This window comes from Acidipropionibacterium timonense, from assembly GCF_900605005.1.
GTDB lineage: Bacteria > Actinomycetota > Actinomycetes > Propionibacteriales > Propionibacteriaceae > Cutibacterium > Cutibacterium timonense.
This window is the reverse complement of sequence record NZ_LR027558.1, coordinates 542,654-556,672: the sequence shown is the minus strand read 5'-3', so window position 1 is coordinate 556,672 and position 14,019 is coordinate 542,654. Positions and strand designations below refer to the sequence as shown.

The window sequence follows — 14,019 nt, the reverse complement described above, 5'->3', positions numbered from 1 at the left end:
GGCCCGGGACAGCTCAACCGGCGACGACGCGTATCCGACCCACCGGGACGCCGTCCTCCTCGCCGGTGACGGCCTGTTGCCCACCGAGTTGCAGGCAGTCGGTCACCGACGCCCGCGCACCGCCGAGGGTGACGTCCAGACGCGAGGCCCCGCGCTCACACCGCCCGTTCGAGTGCCACACGAGGTCGACGTCCCATCGCCCCGCAGGGGGCACCACCGGGTCCTGCCAGGTGCCGTCCACCAGCCACCTCACCGGGACCGGAGCGCCATCGCGCGACGCGACGATGACCGGCCGGGACACGGGCAGCTGCCGCCCGGAGCAGTTGAGCAGGGTGACCCGCAGGACCCGGGTACCGAGGGCCGCGTCGACCTGGCCGAATCCGACGACCGGCGTCGTCCGGCCCCGGCAGCTCACCTCCCGACGGACCCCGGCCTCGGTGGTGGGCGCGGCGACGCGGTACGACGGACGTGCCGAGGCCGATCCACTCGGGACACGGGCGGCCGGCACGGCGGGAACGTCCGGCGAGGTGCACCCGGTGACGGTCACGGCGGTCATGACCAAGGACATCACCCCCACCGTGACCGACCCGCGTCCGACCCTCGTCACGGGTTCCAAGTGACCGTCACCTCACTCGACGTGTCGACCTCACCGTTGGCATCATGACTGGCGGACGGATCGGCCGAGGCCTGCTGGGGGTTCCTGCCCAGACGCAGGCATCCCTCGGTGGTGGCGTCCACCCCGCGGACGTTGATGCCCAGGACCTGGGCACCAGCGGAGCAGGAGGACGCGAGCTGCCAGGTGAGGGTGAGCGAACGGGTCTCCTTGGGCTTGATGAGACGACTCCCGACCTCCTTGCCGGCGGTCCAGGTGATGTCGACGCTCTGCCCGTCGGCGGTCGACGCCGTGAACTGCGGCACCTTGGGCAGGGTGAAGGTGTCGGTCGTGCAGTTGCGCATGGACACGACCATCGACCCCTGCCCGTCGGCGGCGCGCACCGCACCGAAACCGAAGGCGAGATCGGCACTCCCCTGGCAGGCGGGTGCCGAGACGCTGGCCGAGGGGGTCGGCGTCCCATGGGCCCGCGAGGATCCGGAGGCACTGGCGGACGACACGGCGACCCGGGTGGGCGGAGGAGCCGCACCGGCACCCTTGGCCTGCTCGGCCACGGTCGGCACGTGTTGGCCACAGCCGGCGAGCAGCAGCAGCGCGGCCGCCATGGCCGCGGGGGGACGAGGCATGCGCATGGGCCCAACCTATCGGACGAGCAGTCGGTGACGACGACATCGGGGCCGCCAGGGCGTCACCGGTGGGTGCCCACGTCACCCCTGAGCCCCGACGCCCCCACTGGGTACCCTGCACCCATGACGACTGTTGACGACGTCCGCACCCTCCTCGATCGGTGGTATCCCCCTCGCCTCGCCGAGTCCTGGGACAGCCCGGAACTCGTGTGCGGCGACCCGACCGACGAGGTCACCGGGGTCGTCACCGCCCTCGAGGCCACCGACGAAGTCGTGGCGCGCACCATCGACGCGGGTGCGCAGATGCTCGTCGTCCACCACCCCCTGCTGCTGCGCGGGGTCACCTCGGTGGCCGCCGACACACCCAAGGGGCGGATCGTCCACCGGCTCGTCCGGGCCGGCGTCGCCCTCATGAGCGCCCACACCAATGCCGACGCCGCCATCGGCGGGGTCAACGACGTCCTGGCCGGACTGCTCGGACTCACCGTCACCGGGACCCTCGAACCGGCGTCCCGCCCCGTGGACGGCGACGATCACCGGCCCGGCCCGGTCGAGGGCATCGGTCGGGTCGGCCTCCTGCCGGCTACCCTCACCCTGGCCGAGTTCACCGAACTGGTGGCCGACCGCCTCCCCCGGACGACCTGGGGGGTGCGCGCCGCCGGCGACCCCACGACGCTGGTGCGGACGGTCGCGCTGTGCTCGGGCGCCGGCGACAGCCTGCTCGACGCCGCCCGGGCCAGCGGCGCCGACGCCTACCTCACCAGCGACCTGCGCCATCATCCGGCTGACGAGCACCTGCGTGCGGGCGGACCGGTCCTCGTCGACGTCGCCCACTGGGCCAGCGAGTCGCCCTGGTGTGACGACGTCGCCCGGCGCCTCACCGGGGCCGGCATCCCGGCGACCGCCCTGGACGTACGCACCGACCCGTGGACCATTGGGGTGCGCCGCTGACACCGCCGGCCGCATCCTCCCAGGGACACCCCCCGGAACCCACCCCGGCCCATCCGACCCCGCCCTGAGGTGGGAGAATGTCATGACTGTGGGAGCACGTGACGATCGGGAGTTCATCGACGACACGGAGGCGGTGGTACGCCTCGGATCGATGCTGCTGGCCTCGGGGACGGGCTCGTACCGCGTCAAGCGAGCCATGGAGCGGGCGGCCAGCGCCCTGGGCATGGAGCGCCACGACGCCTCGGTGAGCCTCACCGAGATCATGGTCACCGCCCATCGGGGCGACAACTTCCGCACCGTCGTGCGTGAGGTGTACCGGGTCAAGGTCGACGCCGCACGGATCGCAGCCCTCGAACACGTGTCACGTCATCTGCCCGAGGACTGCACCGCCGAGCACCTCGAGGCCGAGCTCGACCGCGTCTCACGCACCGTCACCCCGGTGTGGAAGCCCTGGCAGAACACCCTGGCCGGCGGCGTCGCCTGCGCCGGATTCGCCATCCTCAACCGGTTCAGCCCGCTCGACGCCCTCGTCGTCCTCGTCGCGGCCAGCGCCGGTCAGGATCTGCGGCGTCGTCTGGCCCACCGGTGGCTCAACCAGTTCGGGGTCGCCGCCCTGGCGGCAGCCCTCGCATCCCTGGTGTACCTCGTCATCGTGGCCCTGCTCGACGCCACCGGGCTTCCCCTGCTCAGGTCGGTCAACGGACCCGGATACGTCGCCTCCCTGCTCTTCCTCGTGCCCGGGTTCCCCATGATCACGTCGATCCTCGACATGGCCAGGCTCGACTTCACCGCCGGACTCAGCCGGGCGACGTACTCCCTGGGGCTCGTCATCGCCGCCACCCTGTCGGCCTGGGTCATGAGCTTCGCCACCGGGATGGCGCCGCTGCCGACCCAGTTCTCCCTGCCGGGGGCGTGGCAGTGGATCGCCTTCGCCCTCGCCACCTTCCTCGGGGTCGCCGGGTTCGCGGTGCTCTTCAACTCGACCGCCCCGATGGTGCTCGTCGCCGCCCTCCTGGGGATGATCGGCAACCTCTGTCGGCTCGGTCTGGGCCAGGCGGGGATGCCCAATCAGCTCGCCGCCGGGGTCGGCGGTCTCGTCATCGGGCTCATGGCCGCCCCCTTGGCACCGCGCCTGCACCTTCCACGGATCACGCTCACCGTGCCGGCCTGCGTCATCATGGTGCCGGGAGCGGCCATGTACCGGATGATGTACTGGCTCAACGGCCGCGACGTCTCCCAGGCCCTCGGGTTCGGGGCCGACGCCGTCCTCACCGTCGTGTCGATCTCGGCCGGGCTGGCCGTCGCCCGGATGCTCACCGACCCGCACTGGGCCTTCGCCAAGCCGATCCCCAGCCCGCACGCCTTCCGATCCCGGGCGTGAGACCCGCGGCCGTCAGGAGCCCCAGAAGATCGCCTCGACGACCTTGCCGGCCCGCCGCGCACTGCGCAGGTGGTTCTCGACGACGAGCTCGGAGGCTCCCGGCCCCAGACCCATGATCCGGGCGACGGCGTCGAGGTCGCCCGAATCGGAGGGCATGACGTCCCCGGCCCGACCACGGACGCAGACGATGGCGTTGCGCAGCCGGCTGGCGTCGATCCAGGCGGCACGCAGCGCCTGGGTCTGCTCGAGGTCCACCAAACCCGCCTCGTGGGCGGCGTCGAGGGCCGCCAGCGTCGACGTCGTCCGCAGGGACTCCATCTGACCGGCATGGTCGAGCTGCATCATCTGCACCGTCCACTCGACGTCGGCCAGACCACCGGGACCCATCTTGACGTCGAGCCGTGGATCGGTGCCGCGCTTGACCCGTTCCTTCTCCATCCTCGCCTTGAGCCGGCGGACCTGGGTGCGTTGGGCCGGGTCGAGCCCGTCCGCGGGCCAGCGCAGGTGCGCCACGGACCCCACCAGCGCCCCCGTGAGGTCCTCGTCGCCGGCGCCGTGGGCGGCCCGCAGGAGGGCCTGCGACTCCCAGGTGCTCGACCAGCCGGCGTAGTACGAGCGGTAGCTCGAGAGGGTGCGGACGAGCGGCCCGGAGCGTCCCTCGGGGCGCAGCCCGGCGTCGAGGTCCAGACGTGGTTCGGGTCCGGGTGCGGCCAGCAGGGTCCGCAGGCGCGCGACGATCTCGGTGGCCGCGGCCACGGCCTGCGGCCCGCCGTCCTCGACGACGAACATGGCATCGGCGTCCGACCCCAGGGACAGTTCCGCGCCGCCCCAGCGTCCCATGGCGACGACACCGATCCGCGGCGGGTTCTCGACGGTACGACTCACGGCGTCGAGGGCGGCGTCGACGGTGGCCCCTGCCAGGTCTGACAGTGCCCGACCGGCGGCCTCGACGTCGATGATCCCCAGGACGACGTCGACGAGGACGCGGAAGAGCTCGCGGCGTCGCACCGCGCGGATGGCACGCACGGCGTCGGCCACCTCGGGGTGACGCCGTGCCACCCGGAGCATCTCGGTGCGCACCTCGGCGCCGTCGCGGGGGGCCAGATCGTCATCGGTGAGCACCTGCACGGTGTCGGGGGCGCGCACGAGCATGTCGACGGCCAGCCGCGACCCCGAGAGCACCGCGGCCAGCCGCTGGGCCATGGCGCCCTCGTCCCGCAGGGCACGCAGGTACCAGGGGGACGTCCCCAGACCCTCGGAGACCTGGCGGAAGGCGAGCAGGCCGTGGTCGGGGTTGGGCCCCTCGGCGAGCCAGCCGAGCATGGCGGGCATGAGTTGGGCCTGGATGCGCACCGATCTGCTCGTGCCCTGGGTGAGCGCCTCGATGTGCCGCAACGCGGAGGCCTCGTCGTGAAAGCCCAGGGCACGCAGCCGCACCTGGGCGGCCTGGGTCGTCATCCGCAGTTCCTCCGAGGGGATCCGTGAGACGGCCTCGACCAGGGGCGAGTAGAAGACCCGGTTGTGGGTGCGCAGGACGGACCTCGACGTCGTCCGCCACAGGTCACGGACGTCCTCGGCTCGGTGCAGACCGACCGCCCGGGCCAGCCGACGCAGGTCCTCGGGGGCCTCGGGCAGCAGATGCGTGCGACGCAGGCGGTACAGCTGGACGCGGTGCTCGAGGGTCCGTTCGAGTCGGTAGGCCGCCAGCAGCCTGTTGGCGTCGGCCCGGCCGATGTACCCGCCGGCCGACAGGGCGCGCAGGGCGTCGAAGGTCGACCTCACCCGCAGCGACGCGTCCTGGCGTCCGTGGACGAGCTGCAGCAGCTGGGCGGTGAACTCGACGTCCCGCAGACCCCCGGGGCCGAGCTTGATCTCGCGGTCGCGGTCGCGCCGGGGGATGTGGTCGACGACGCGGGTGCGCATGGCCCGGGTCTGGGCGACGAACCCGTCCTGCTCGCCGACCTTCCACACCAGCGGTGCGACGAGGGAGCAGAAGTCCTCACCGAGCTGCCGGTCCCCGGCCATCGGCCTGGCCTTGAGCAGGGCCTGGAACTCCCAGTTCCTCGCCCACGACCGGTAGTACTCCCCCATCGACTCGAGGGTGCGCACCAGTGGGCCGGCGTCGCCCTCGGGACGCAGGGCGGCGTCGACCTGCCAGATGGACCCGGCTGCCGAGTGGGCCGAGCAGATCCGGGCGACGGCGGCGGCGAGCCGCTGGCCGACCTCGACGGCCCGCGAGGAGGAGACGTCGTCCCTCGTCGGCGCGACGACGTGGATGACGTCGACGTCCGAGATGTAGTTGAGTTCGCGGGCCCCGCACTTGCCCATGGCCAGGATCGCGAGCCGGGCCGCGTCATGACCGGGTGTGGCGGCGCGGGCCAGGGCCAGGGCGGTCTCGACGACGGCGTCGGCCAGATCGGCCAGCTCGGCGGCGATCGATTCGGTGATGGTGGTCGGGTCGTCGCGGTCGAGATCACGGCAGGCGATCCGCACGAGGTGGCGCCGGTTGGCCAGGCGCAGGGCGTCGGCCCCGGTGGTGGGGTCGGCCCCGGCGACGAGCAGTCCGCTCCCGTCGGGCCGCGCCTCGACGGTGGCCAGCAGGTCCTCGCGCAGGTCTTCGGCGGTCCACGCCCGGGGATCGGCGACGACCTGGGCGAGGTCCTCCGGGTGGGCGGCCAGATGGCGTCCCAGCTCGGTCGACGCCCCCAGCAGCCGGATCAGGCGCCGGGCGTGGTCGGGCTCGGCCAGGCAGCTGCGGGTCGCCTCGGGAGCGGCTGCGGAGACGTCGGCCATGGCCGAGAGGGCCTGGTCGACGTCGCAGGCGTCCTCGAGTTCGTCCTCCCAGCCGGCCCACCGCCGGGGGTCGGCGCCGAGGGCGGCGGCGGTCATGTCGTGGAAACGGCGAGCTCTGGCCCCGTCGGCGGCGCCGTGACGGACGAGTTCGGCCTCGAGGGTCACCAACCGATCGGCCATCTCGTCCTCCGTCCTGCCGTGCACGACCCGTCGTGCCGAGACTAACCTCTGCACCCGGACCGTGGATGTCACTTGGACGTTGCCCAATGGACATGTCGGGGTCGTCGTCCGGGAAACTGCCCGGCCTAGCATCGTGGGGGTGACAGTCATGGCAGCTCGCACCGAGCAGGAGGTCAGGAAGGTCGCCACCACGTGGCTGGCCGGCATGGACCTGCTGCTGCCGGCGGCTGCCCGGTCCGAGGCTCGCCCCGAGCCCACCGATCCGCGCTGGGGACGCCGTCACATCGCCCATGTCATGGTGTGGCTCACCGACACCCTGCAGACCCTTGAGGTCCCGACGACCCTGCGGCCGATGGCCCTGTGGGAATTGCTCCGGGAGCGGGCCGCCGCCACCCCGATGCTCGCCCGGATCGGCACCCAAGTGAGCGCCGACGACACCCCCCAGGACCTCCTGCCACAGGCCCGCTCCCTCGTCCTCACGGCCCGCAACGCCCTGGGGGCGGGACGCTCCCTCCCGGTCACCGTGGAGACCCTCGTCGGCCCGGCTCGCTTCGTCGACCACCTGCGGGTCGGCCTGGTCGAGGCGGCGACCCTGGGGATGCGCGACGGGCTGACGCTGCCCCGGCCCGTCCTCATGGAGGTGTCGAGGACCCTCGCCACCGCCCTGGGACAGGTGCACGGCGGCCGGACCATCGAGATGCGGGTGCCCCCGGCCACCGCCGTCCAGTTGAGCGCGCGAGACGCCGGCCCCGACCATCACCGGGGGACCCCGCCCAACGTCGCCGAGACCGACATGACGACGTTCATCGCCCTGGCCACGGGACTGACGACCTGGGACGACGCGAGGTCGGCCGGACGCATCCAGGCATCGGGGTCGCACGTCGAGGACGTCGCCGACATGCTGCCGGTCATCCCGCTGGCGAGCAGCCTCACCGCCCTGCTCGACTGAACCCGGGTTCCGGTCCGGCGTTCCCCCTCAGCGCAGGGGCACCTGCCGGCGTCTCACAGTCGAGGCAGGTACCGATCCAGCTCGAACTGGCTCACCTGGCCCAAGTAGTCGTCGAACTCGGCCTTCTTGTTGCGCAGGAAGTAGTCGAAGACGTGCTCGCCGAGGGTCTCGGCGACGAGCTCGGAGTCCTCCATGGCGGCGATGGCCTGCCCCAGGTCACGAGGCAGGGGCTTGATGCCCAGGGCCATCCGCTCACGTGCCGACAGCCTCCACACGTCGTCGGAGGCCTCCTCGGGCAGCTCCCACTCGTGCTCGATGCCCGACAGGCCGGCGGCGAGGATGAGGGCGTAGGCGAGGTAGGGGTTCGTCGCCGAGTCGATGGAGCGCACCTCGATCCGCGCCGAGGACGCCTTGTCGGGTTTGTAGGCGGGCACCCGCACCAGGGCCGAGCGGTTGTTGCAGCCCCAGCAGATGTACGCCGGGGCCTCGCCGCCGCCGACGAGACGACGGTAGGAGTTGACCCACTGGTTCGTCACCGCGGTGATCTCCGGGGCGTGGTGCAGCAGTCCGGCGACGAAGTGCTTGGCCACCGGCGACAGCCGGGCCTCGTCGGAGGCGTCGTAGAAGGCGTTGGTGTCGCCCTCGAAGAGGGACACGTGGGTGTGCATGCCCGACCCCGGGTACTGGCTGAAGGGCTTGGGCATGAAGGTCGCGTTGATCCCCCGCAGTGACGCCACCTCGCGGATGACGACCCGGAAGGTCATGATGTTGTCGGCCATGGTGAGGGCGTCGGCGTACCTCAGGTCGATCTCGTGCTGACCGGGCGCGCCCTCGTGGTGGCTGAACTCCACCGAGATGCCCATCTGCTCGAGCATCGAGATGGAGTCGCGACGGAAGTCGGTGCCGGCTCCCAGGGTCGTGTGGTCGAAGTACCCGCCGTTGTCGAGGGGCTCGGGGGTGCCGCCGGCACGGTGGGCCTCCTTGAGGAGGTAGAACTCGATCTCCGGGTGGGTGTAGAAGGTGAACCCCATGTCGGCGGCCTTGGCCATGGCCCGCTTGAGGACGTGACGGGGATCGGCGAAGCTCGGGGTGCCGTCGGGATTGGCGATGTCGCAGAACATCCGGGCGGTGCCGGTGCCCTCGCGCCACGGCAGCATCTGGAAGGTCGAGGGATCGGGGTGGGCGACCATGTCGGACTCGTAGACCCGGGCGTACCCCTCGATGGCCGACCCGTCGAAGCCGACCCCCTCGGCGAAGGCCCCCTCGACCTCGGCCGGGGCGATGGCCACCGACTTGAGGGAGCCGAGCACGTCGGCGAACCACAGCCGGACGAAACGGACGTTGCGTTCCTCCATGGAACGCAGGACGAACTCGGTCTGCCTGCTCATGACACCAGTGTGCCGATCCGATGTTTCAAACCCGTAACAATCGCTCGGGAGCCCGGCCGTGCCCGGTGGCCGTCGTCGGCCACAGGATCGACCCAAGGACGCCCCGTAGACTCGTGGCCATGGCGAGCTCCCCTGCCCCTGGCTGGTACCCCGACCCGGCCGGCACTCCCGACACCCTGCGGTGGTGGGACGGCTCGGGCTGGACGACGTCGACGACGCCGGCCGGAGGCCCCTCGCCGTCGTACCGGGCAGCGCGCGGATCCGGCGGCCCCGGCCAGGCCCCCACCCGCCGGGGTCCGGGACGCGGGGTCCTCGTCGTCCTGGCGGTGCTGGCCGTCATCGGGCTCGTCGTGTGGATCGTCGTGAGACAGGGTCAGGGCCATCGCCAGCAGGCCCAGCCCGATCTCAACTCGTCCACCCCGACCGTCTCGGCCTGGAACGAGAAGTCCACCACCCCCTCGGCCGGATCCTCGACCGTCAAGTGCCCGCAGGCCGGCGGTGGTTCCGGGACGACGAGCACGGGCGGCCGCCTGCACGGCGGCGGCATCTCGGTGCAGCGCATCCCCGGATGGACCGACGAGTCCCTCCTGCTGCCCTGGGTACGCAACCAGCAGGCCCAGACCGACCAAGTGTACCCGGGCTGGATGAGCGTCTCGGCGGTGGGCGGGCTCGCCGTGGCCGACGGCTTCACCGAGCCCAGGACGGCCGCCCACATGATGATGGACTGCTTCGCCAGTTCCCAGTACTACGAGGAGTTCTCGGGCCGCAACGTCGTCTCGGACCAGCAGGTCACCATCGACGGCCACCAGGGCTGGTGGGTCCGCGAACAGGTCCACGTGCGCATCCCCCAGCTGCCCCAGGTCGACGGCGACGTCGTCGACGTCGTCGTCGTCAACACGGGGGCCTCGGACTTCCTCGGGCTGTACTTCAACTCGGCGACCATCGGCGACTCGGCGCGGCAGAAGCTCGTCGACCAGGCGCGCGAGTCCATCCGGGTCGGCTGAGCGAGTCTCTCCGGTGGAATGCGGCCAGACCGTCCCCACCGGCGGAGCGCATCCGCCAGCGACGGCGGAGCCAGAACTGCCCGGGCCGGGCTCACCGGCGGTCAGCGCACCGGGTGTCGGAACGGCCCCCAGCCCTCCTCCTTGTCGTCGGGGTCCTTGTCCTCGTCGTCGTCCTTGAAACGCGGATCGGCGTCCCAGGCGTCGTTGCGGGCCTGGGCCCGGTCGAGCGCCTGGGCGGCCTGGGCAGCGCTCGGGTACGGTCCGAGCCGGTCGCCGGACCGGCACCCGTCCCAGGGCTCGACCGAATGGTGCGTGAGGCACCAGTAGTACTCATCCTCGTGGGCCATGGCTCCTCCTCGGGGTCGTGCTCATAGACTTGCACGACGTGACCTCCATCGAACCGTTTCCCGTCAGTCCTCGTCTGTCCGTCCCGGCCTCGATCGTCCGACCGCCCTACGTCGGCCTGGGTGACGTGCCCGAGGAGTACACCGGGTCACACGTCCAGACCCCCGAGGTCATCGCCGCCATGGAGGAGGCAGGACGGATCGCGTGCGGGGCCATGCACGAGGCCGGCAAGGCCGTCGCCCCCGGGGTGACCACCGATGAGCTCGACCGGATCGCCCACGAGTACATGTGCGACCACGGCGCCTACCCGTCGACCCTCGAGTACCGCGACTACCCCAAGTCGATCTGCACGAGCGTCAACGAGGTCATCTGCCACGGCATCCCCGACGCCCGCCCCCTCGAGGACGGTGACATCGTCAAGATCGACGTCACCGCGTACAAGAACGGGGTGCACGGCGACAACTGCTACACCTTCCTGTGCGGCGACGTCGACCAGGCCTCGAAGGACCTGGTGACCCATACCCAGGAGGCGATGAACCGGGCCATCAAGGCGGTTCGTTCCGGCCGGTCGATCAGCATCATCGGGCGGATCATCGAGAAGTACGCCAAGCGGTTCGGCCACGGGGTGGTCCACGACTACACCGGCCACGGGGTGCACACGGCCTTCCACTCCGGGCTCATCGTCTTCCACTACGACGAACCCCGCTACGACCTGCCGCTCGAGGAGGGGATGACCCTCACCATCGAGCCGATGCTCACCCTGGGCGACTACCACTCCCACCAGTGGGACGACGGCTGGACGGTCGTGACGAACGACCACTCCCGGTGCGCCCAGTTCGAGCAGACGCTCGTCGTCGAGTCGGGCGGGGCCCGCATCCTCACCACCCTCGACTGAGCTCGGCCTCGCCGGGGCCGGTCCGGGGTCGGCTGCGCCGGTGCGTGTCAGGAATTCCCCCTGAGCGGCGAGATGTTCCCCTCCGGGGGAGGAAACGCGCGCTCAGGGTGGTTTCCTGACAGCTCAGGGTGGTTTCCTGACACCGGTTCAGCCACACCTCGGCCTCGGCACCACATCACGCGGGCGTCTGGTCGTGTACTTTGTGACTTTTCTCACGTTTTCGGCGTGTCGTGCCCGGCGATCGCGGCACACTGCGGCGTAGCGTCGCCGCGAAGTCCGACCCACGACGGCGTTACCGGACTGTCGCCACGCATCGCCTCGGCGTGGCCCCGCGCCTTTGGAGGAGACCATGAACCTCACGACCACCCACGACCCGAGCTCGACGCCGACGGACATGCCGGCCACGAGCATCACCCCTGCCGAACGGGCCCACCACGAGCGATGGACCCCACTGCGCGCGACCATCTGGATCGTCCTGTCGGCCATCGCCGGCCTCGGCTGGTGGATGCTCGCCGTCCACCGCGGCGAGACAGTCAACGGCATCTGGTTCGTCTTCGCGGCGGTGGGGTCGTACCTCATCGGCTACCGCTTCTACGCCAAGTACATCCAGAACAAGCTCGTCCACCCCGACGACCATCGCGCCACCCCGGCCGAGTACGACTACAACGGCCGCGACTTCGTCCCCACCGACCGACGCATCCTCTACGGCCACCACTTCGCCGCCATCGCCGGGGCCGGACCTCTCGTCGGCCCGGTCCTGGCCGCCCAGATGGGCTACCTGCCGGGAACGATCTGGATCATCGTCGGGGTCATCTTCGCCGGCGCCGTCCAGGATTACCTGGTCCTCGTCATCTCGATGAGGCGCGGTGGTCGCTCCATCGGCCAGATGGCCAAGGACGAGCTGGGGCGCTTCGGCGGTATCGCCGCTCTCGTCGCCACCTTGACGATCATGCTCATCATCGTGGCGATCCTCGCCATGGTCGTCGTCAATTCCCTGGCGGCGTCGTCCTGGGGCGTGTGGAGCGTCGGTCTGACCATTCCCATCGCCCTCTTCATGGGCTTCTACCTGCGATATCTGCGTCCCGGAAAGGTGCTCGAGGTGTCGGGGATCGGCGTCGTACTGCTGCTCCTGGCCATCGCCTCGGGACGCTGGATCGAGAACACTGCGATCGCCAGTGCACTGCACTTGGGCCGGCCCTTCCTGGCCTGGGCGATCATCCTCTACGGGTTCATCGCCGCAATCCTGCCGGTGTGGATGCTGCTGGCCCCCCGCGACTACCTGTCGACCTTCATGAAGGTCGGCGTCATCGCCATGCTCGCCGTCGCCATCGTCATCGTCCGACCGACGATCACCACCCCGGCCATCACCCTCTACGCTCACACTGGTGCCGGACCGGTGTTCTCCGGCAAGCTCTTCCCCTTCCTCTTCGTCACCATCGCGTGCGGGGCGCTGTCGGGGTTCCACGCGACGATCTCCTCGGGGACCACCCCCAAGCTCATCGAGAAGGAGTCCCAGGCGCGGCTCATCGGCTACGGCGGCATGCTCATGGAGTCCTTCGTCGCGATCATGGCCCTGGTGGCGGCGGTGTGCGTCGACCAGGGCGTCTACTACGCCATGAACTCCCCCGCCGGGGCCACCGGCAACTCGGTCGAGGGGGCGGTCGCCTACGTCAACTCGCTCGGTCTCACCGGGGTGCACCTGCGGCCCGATCAACTCACCGAGACCGCCCGGCTCGTCGGTGAGACCTCGGTCATCAGCCGCACCGGAGGCGCACCGACCCTGGCGGTCGGGCTGGCGACGATCATGCACCAGCTCTTCGGCGGACCGGCCATGATGAGCTTCTGGTACCACTTCGCCATCATGTTCGAGGCACTCTTCATCCTCACCTCGGTCGACGCCGGCACCCGCGTCGCCCGGTTCATGCTCTCGGACGCCCTGGGCAACTTCTGGCCTCGGCTCAAGGACCACTCGTGGACCCTTGGATCCTGGCTCATGACCGGGATCATGGTGGCCGGGTGGGGGTCGATCCTCCTCATGGGCGTCACCGACCCCCTCGGTGGCATCAACACCCTCTTCCCCCTCTTCGGGATCGCCAACCAGCTGCTCGCCGCCGTCGCCCTGTCGATCTGCCTCGTCGTCTTCGCCCGCAAAGGTCATCGGTGGAGGCTGCTCGTCATCGCGGTGCCGATGGTCTTCACCGCCGTCATCACCGTCTACGGGTCCTGGCTCAAGATCTTCTCCCCCGACCCCAAGATCGGCTACTGGGCCAACCACATGACCTATCGGCGCGCGATCGCCGCCGGCAAGACCCAGCTGGGTGCGGCGAAGAACCTCGATGAGATGCACACCGTCGTGACGAACACCGCCATCCAGGGATCGATGTCCATCCTCTTCGTCGTCTGTGCCCTCATCGTCATGGTCGTCGCGTGCATTCGCACCGTGCAGACCCTCGCCGGACGCCCCTTCGCCGACACCGAGGACCCCGCCCTCCCGTCGCGGATCTTCGCCCCGTCCGGTCTGGTGGCCAGTCCGGCTGAGCGGAGCCTCGAGCGCCAGTGGGACGAGTTCTACACCGCCCACCCGGACCTTGACCTGGAGCACCATCATCGGCAGGCGAAGGCCACCCCGGAGCACGAGACGGCGGGTGCGTCATGAGCGCGGTCCTCGACCGGCTCCGTGACGCCGGACGAGCCGTGCACTGGTACGTCCGCGGGGTCACCGGGGCCGATGCCTACGACAAGTACCTCGTGTGGTGTCGCCGAACGGGCCACACCCCGATGTCGGAGCGGGAGTTCTGGGCCGACAAGTGCGATCGGGAGGGTCGCCATCCCGGCGTGAGGTGCTGCTGAGACCCGAGTGAGCGCGACGTGGCCGGTGAGCTGCGCCGCCGCAT

The 14,019-nt window shown here is 70.6% G+C and carries 12 protein-coding genes and 1 pseudogene; 8 read left to right on the top strand and 5 right to left on the bottom strand.

Annotated features, from left to right (window positions below):
- Window positions 1-13: 13 nt before the first annotated feature.
- A complete protein-coding gene (locus E0E30_RS02675; RefSeq protein WP_167853862.1) occupies window positions 14-556 on the bottom strand; it encodes a hypothetical protein in 543 nt (180 codons plus the stop codon).
- A gap of 47 nt (window positions 557-603) precedes the next feature.
- On the bottom strand, window positions 604-1,245 hold the full coding sequence (locus tag E0E30_RS02670; protein WP_130864978.1) for a hypothetical protein: 642 nt from the start codon (window positions 1,243-1,245) through the stop codon (window positions 604-606).
- 117 nt (window positions 1,246-1,362) lie between these two features.
- On the opposite strand from E0E30_RS02670, the gene E0E30_RS02665 reads away from it, so the two are divergent.
- Both E0E30_RS02665 and E0E30_RS02660 read left to right on the top strand, forming a co-directional pair.
- Window positions 1,363-2,190, top strand: coding sequence for a Nif3-like dinuclear metal center hexameric protein (locus E0E30_RS02665; RefSeq protein ID WP_130864977.1), 828 nt, complete (start codon window positions 1,363-1,365; stop codon window positions 2,188-2,190).
- 151 nt (window positions 2,191-2,341) lie between these two features.
- Window positions 2,342-3,571: a threonine/serine exporter family protein gene (locus E0E30_RS02660; RefSeq protein WP_411914006.1), complete on the top strand. Its 1,230-nt coding sequence runs from the start codon at window positions 2,342-2,344 to the stop codon at window positions 3,569-3,571.
- Between the two features lie 12 nt (window positions 3,572-3,583).
- On the opposite strand, the gene E0E30_RS02655 is transcribed toward E0E30_RS02660, so the two are convergent.
- Window positions 3,584-6,544, bottom strand: a complete 2,961-nt coding sequence (locus E0E30_RS02655) for a bifunctional [glutamine synthetase] adenylyltransferase/[glutamine synthetase]-adenylyl-L-tyrosine phosphorylase (protein WP_130864975.1) — start codon at window positions 6,542-6,544, stop codon at window positions 3,584-3,586.
- A gap of 148 nt (window positions 6,545-6,692) precedes the next feature.
- Here E0E30_RS02655 and E0E30_RS02650 point away from each other — a divergent pair, with 148 nt between their 5' ends.
- Window positions 6,693-7,493: a sterol carrier family protein gene (locus E0E30_RS02650; protein ID WP_130864974.1), complete on the top strand. Its 801-nt coding sequence runs from the start codon at window positions 6,693-6,695 to the stop codon at window positions 7,491-7,493.
- Window positions 7,494-7,546: 53 nt separating this feature from the next.
- Here the strand turns inward: E0E30_RS02650 and glnA are convergent, their stop codons facing one another.
- Entirely contained in the window at window positions 7,547-8,848 is a 1,302-nt protein-coding gene (gene glnA / locus E0E30_RS02645; protein ID WP_130866696.1) for a type I glutamate--ammonia ligase, read from the bottom strand.
- A gap of 53 nt (window positions 8,849-8,901) precedes the next feature.
- Here glnA and E0E30_RS13785 point away from each other — a divergent pair.
- Both E0E30_RS13785 and E0E30_RS13565 read left to right on the top strand, forming a co-directional pair.
- A pseudogene (locus tag E0E30_RS13785) lies at window positions 8,902-9,108 on the top strand (DUF2510 domain-containing protein); the annotation flags it as partial.
- 417 nt (window positions 9,109-9,525) lie between these two features.
- Window positions 9,526-9,885: a hypothetical protein gene (locus E0E30_RS13565; protein ID WP_245306634.1), complete on the top strand. Its 360-nt coding sequence runs from the start codon at window positions 9,526-9,528 to the stop codon at window positions 9,883-9,885.
- Between the two features lie 101 nt (window positions 9,886-9,986).
- On the opposite strand, the gene E0E30_RS02635 is transcribed toward E0E30_RS13565, so the two are convergent.
- Window positions 9,987-10,232, bottom strand: coding sequence for a hypothetical protein (locus E0E30_RS02635; RefSeq protein ID WP_130864972.1), 246 nt, complete (start codon window positions 10,230-10,232; stop codon window positions 9,987-9,989).
- 125 nt (window positions 10,233-10,357) lie between these two features.
- Between E0E30_RS02635 and map the strand changes: the two genes are divergently transcribed.
- From map to E0E30_RS02620, 3 genes are all read left to right on the top strand, one after another.
- Window positions 10,358-11,125, top strand: a complete 768-nt coding sequence (gene map / locus E0E30_RS02630) for a type I methionyl aminopeptidase (protein ID WP_280953295.1) — start codon at window positions 10,358-10,360, stop codon at window positions 11,123-11,125.
- Between the two features lie 394 nt (window positions 11,126-11,519).
- Window positions 11,520-13,781, top strand: a complete 2,262-nt coding sequence (locus E0E30_RS02625) for a carbon starvation CstA family protein (RefSeq protein WP_130866695.1) — start codon at window positions 11,520-11,522, stop codon at window positions 13,779-13,781.
- Window positions 13,778-13,975: a CstA-like transporter-associated (seleno)protein gene (locus tag E0E30_RS02620; protein ID WP_130864970.1), complete on the top strand. Its 198-nt coding sequence runs from the start codon at window positions 13,778-13,780 to the stop codon at window positions 13,973-13,975. Before E0E30_RS02625 ends, E0E30_RS02620 begins: the two co-directional genes overlap by 4 nt.
- The last annotated feature ends 44 nt before the right edge of the window (window positions 13,976-14,019 follow it).

Coding starts and splice junctions, on each gene's coding strand:
- E0E30_RS02660 (WP_411914006.1), top strand. CDS start 2,342: ATGCTGCTGGCCTCGGGGACGGGCTCGTACCGCGTCAAGCGAGCCATG.
- E0E30_RS02655 (WP_130864975.1), bottom strand. CDS start 6,544: ATGGCCGATCGGTTGGTGACCCTCGAGGCCGAACTCGTCCGTCACGGC.
- E0E30_RS02675 (WP_167853862.1), bottom strand. CDS start 556: ATGACCGCCGTGACCGTCACCGGGTGCACCTCGCCGGACGTTCCCGCC.
- E0E30_RS02670 (WP_130864978.1), bottom strand. CDS start 1,245: ATGCGCATGCCTCGTCCCCCCGCGGCCATGGCGGCCGCGCTGCTGCTG.
- E0E30_RS02635 (WP_130864972.1), bottom strand. CDS start 10,232: ATGGCCCACGAGGATGAGTACTACTGGTGCCTCACGCACCATTCGGTC.
- E0E30_RS02650 (WP_130864974.1), top strand. CDS start 6,693: ATGGCAGCTCGCACCGAGCAGGAGGTCAGGAAGGTCGCCACCACGTGG.
- E0E30_RS02625 (WP_130866695.1), top strand. CDS start 11,520: ATGCCGGCCACGAGCATCACCCCTGCCGAACGGGCCCACCACGAGCGA.
- glnA (WP_130866696.1), bottom strand. CDS start 8,848: ATGGAGGAACGCAACGTCCGTTTCGTCCGGCTGTGGTTCGCCGACGTG.
- E0E30_RS02665 (WP_130864977.1), top strand. CDS start 1,363: ATGACGACTGTTGACGACGTCCGCACCCTCCTCGATCGGTGGTATCCC.
- E0E30_RS13565 (WP_245306634.1), top strand. CDS start 9,526: ATGAGCGTCTCGGCGGTGGGCGGGCTCGCCGTGGCCGACGGCTTCACC.
- E0E30_RS02620 (WP_130864970.1), top strand. CDS start 13,778: ATGAGCGCGGTCCTCGACCGGCTCCGTGACGCCGGACGAGCCGTGCAC.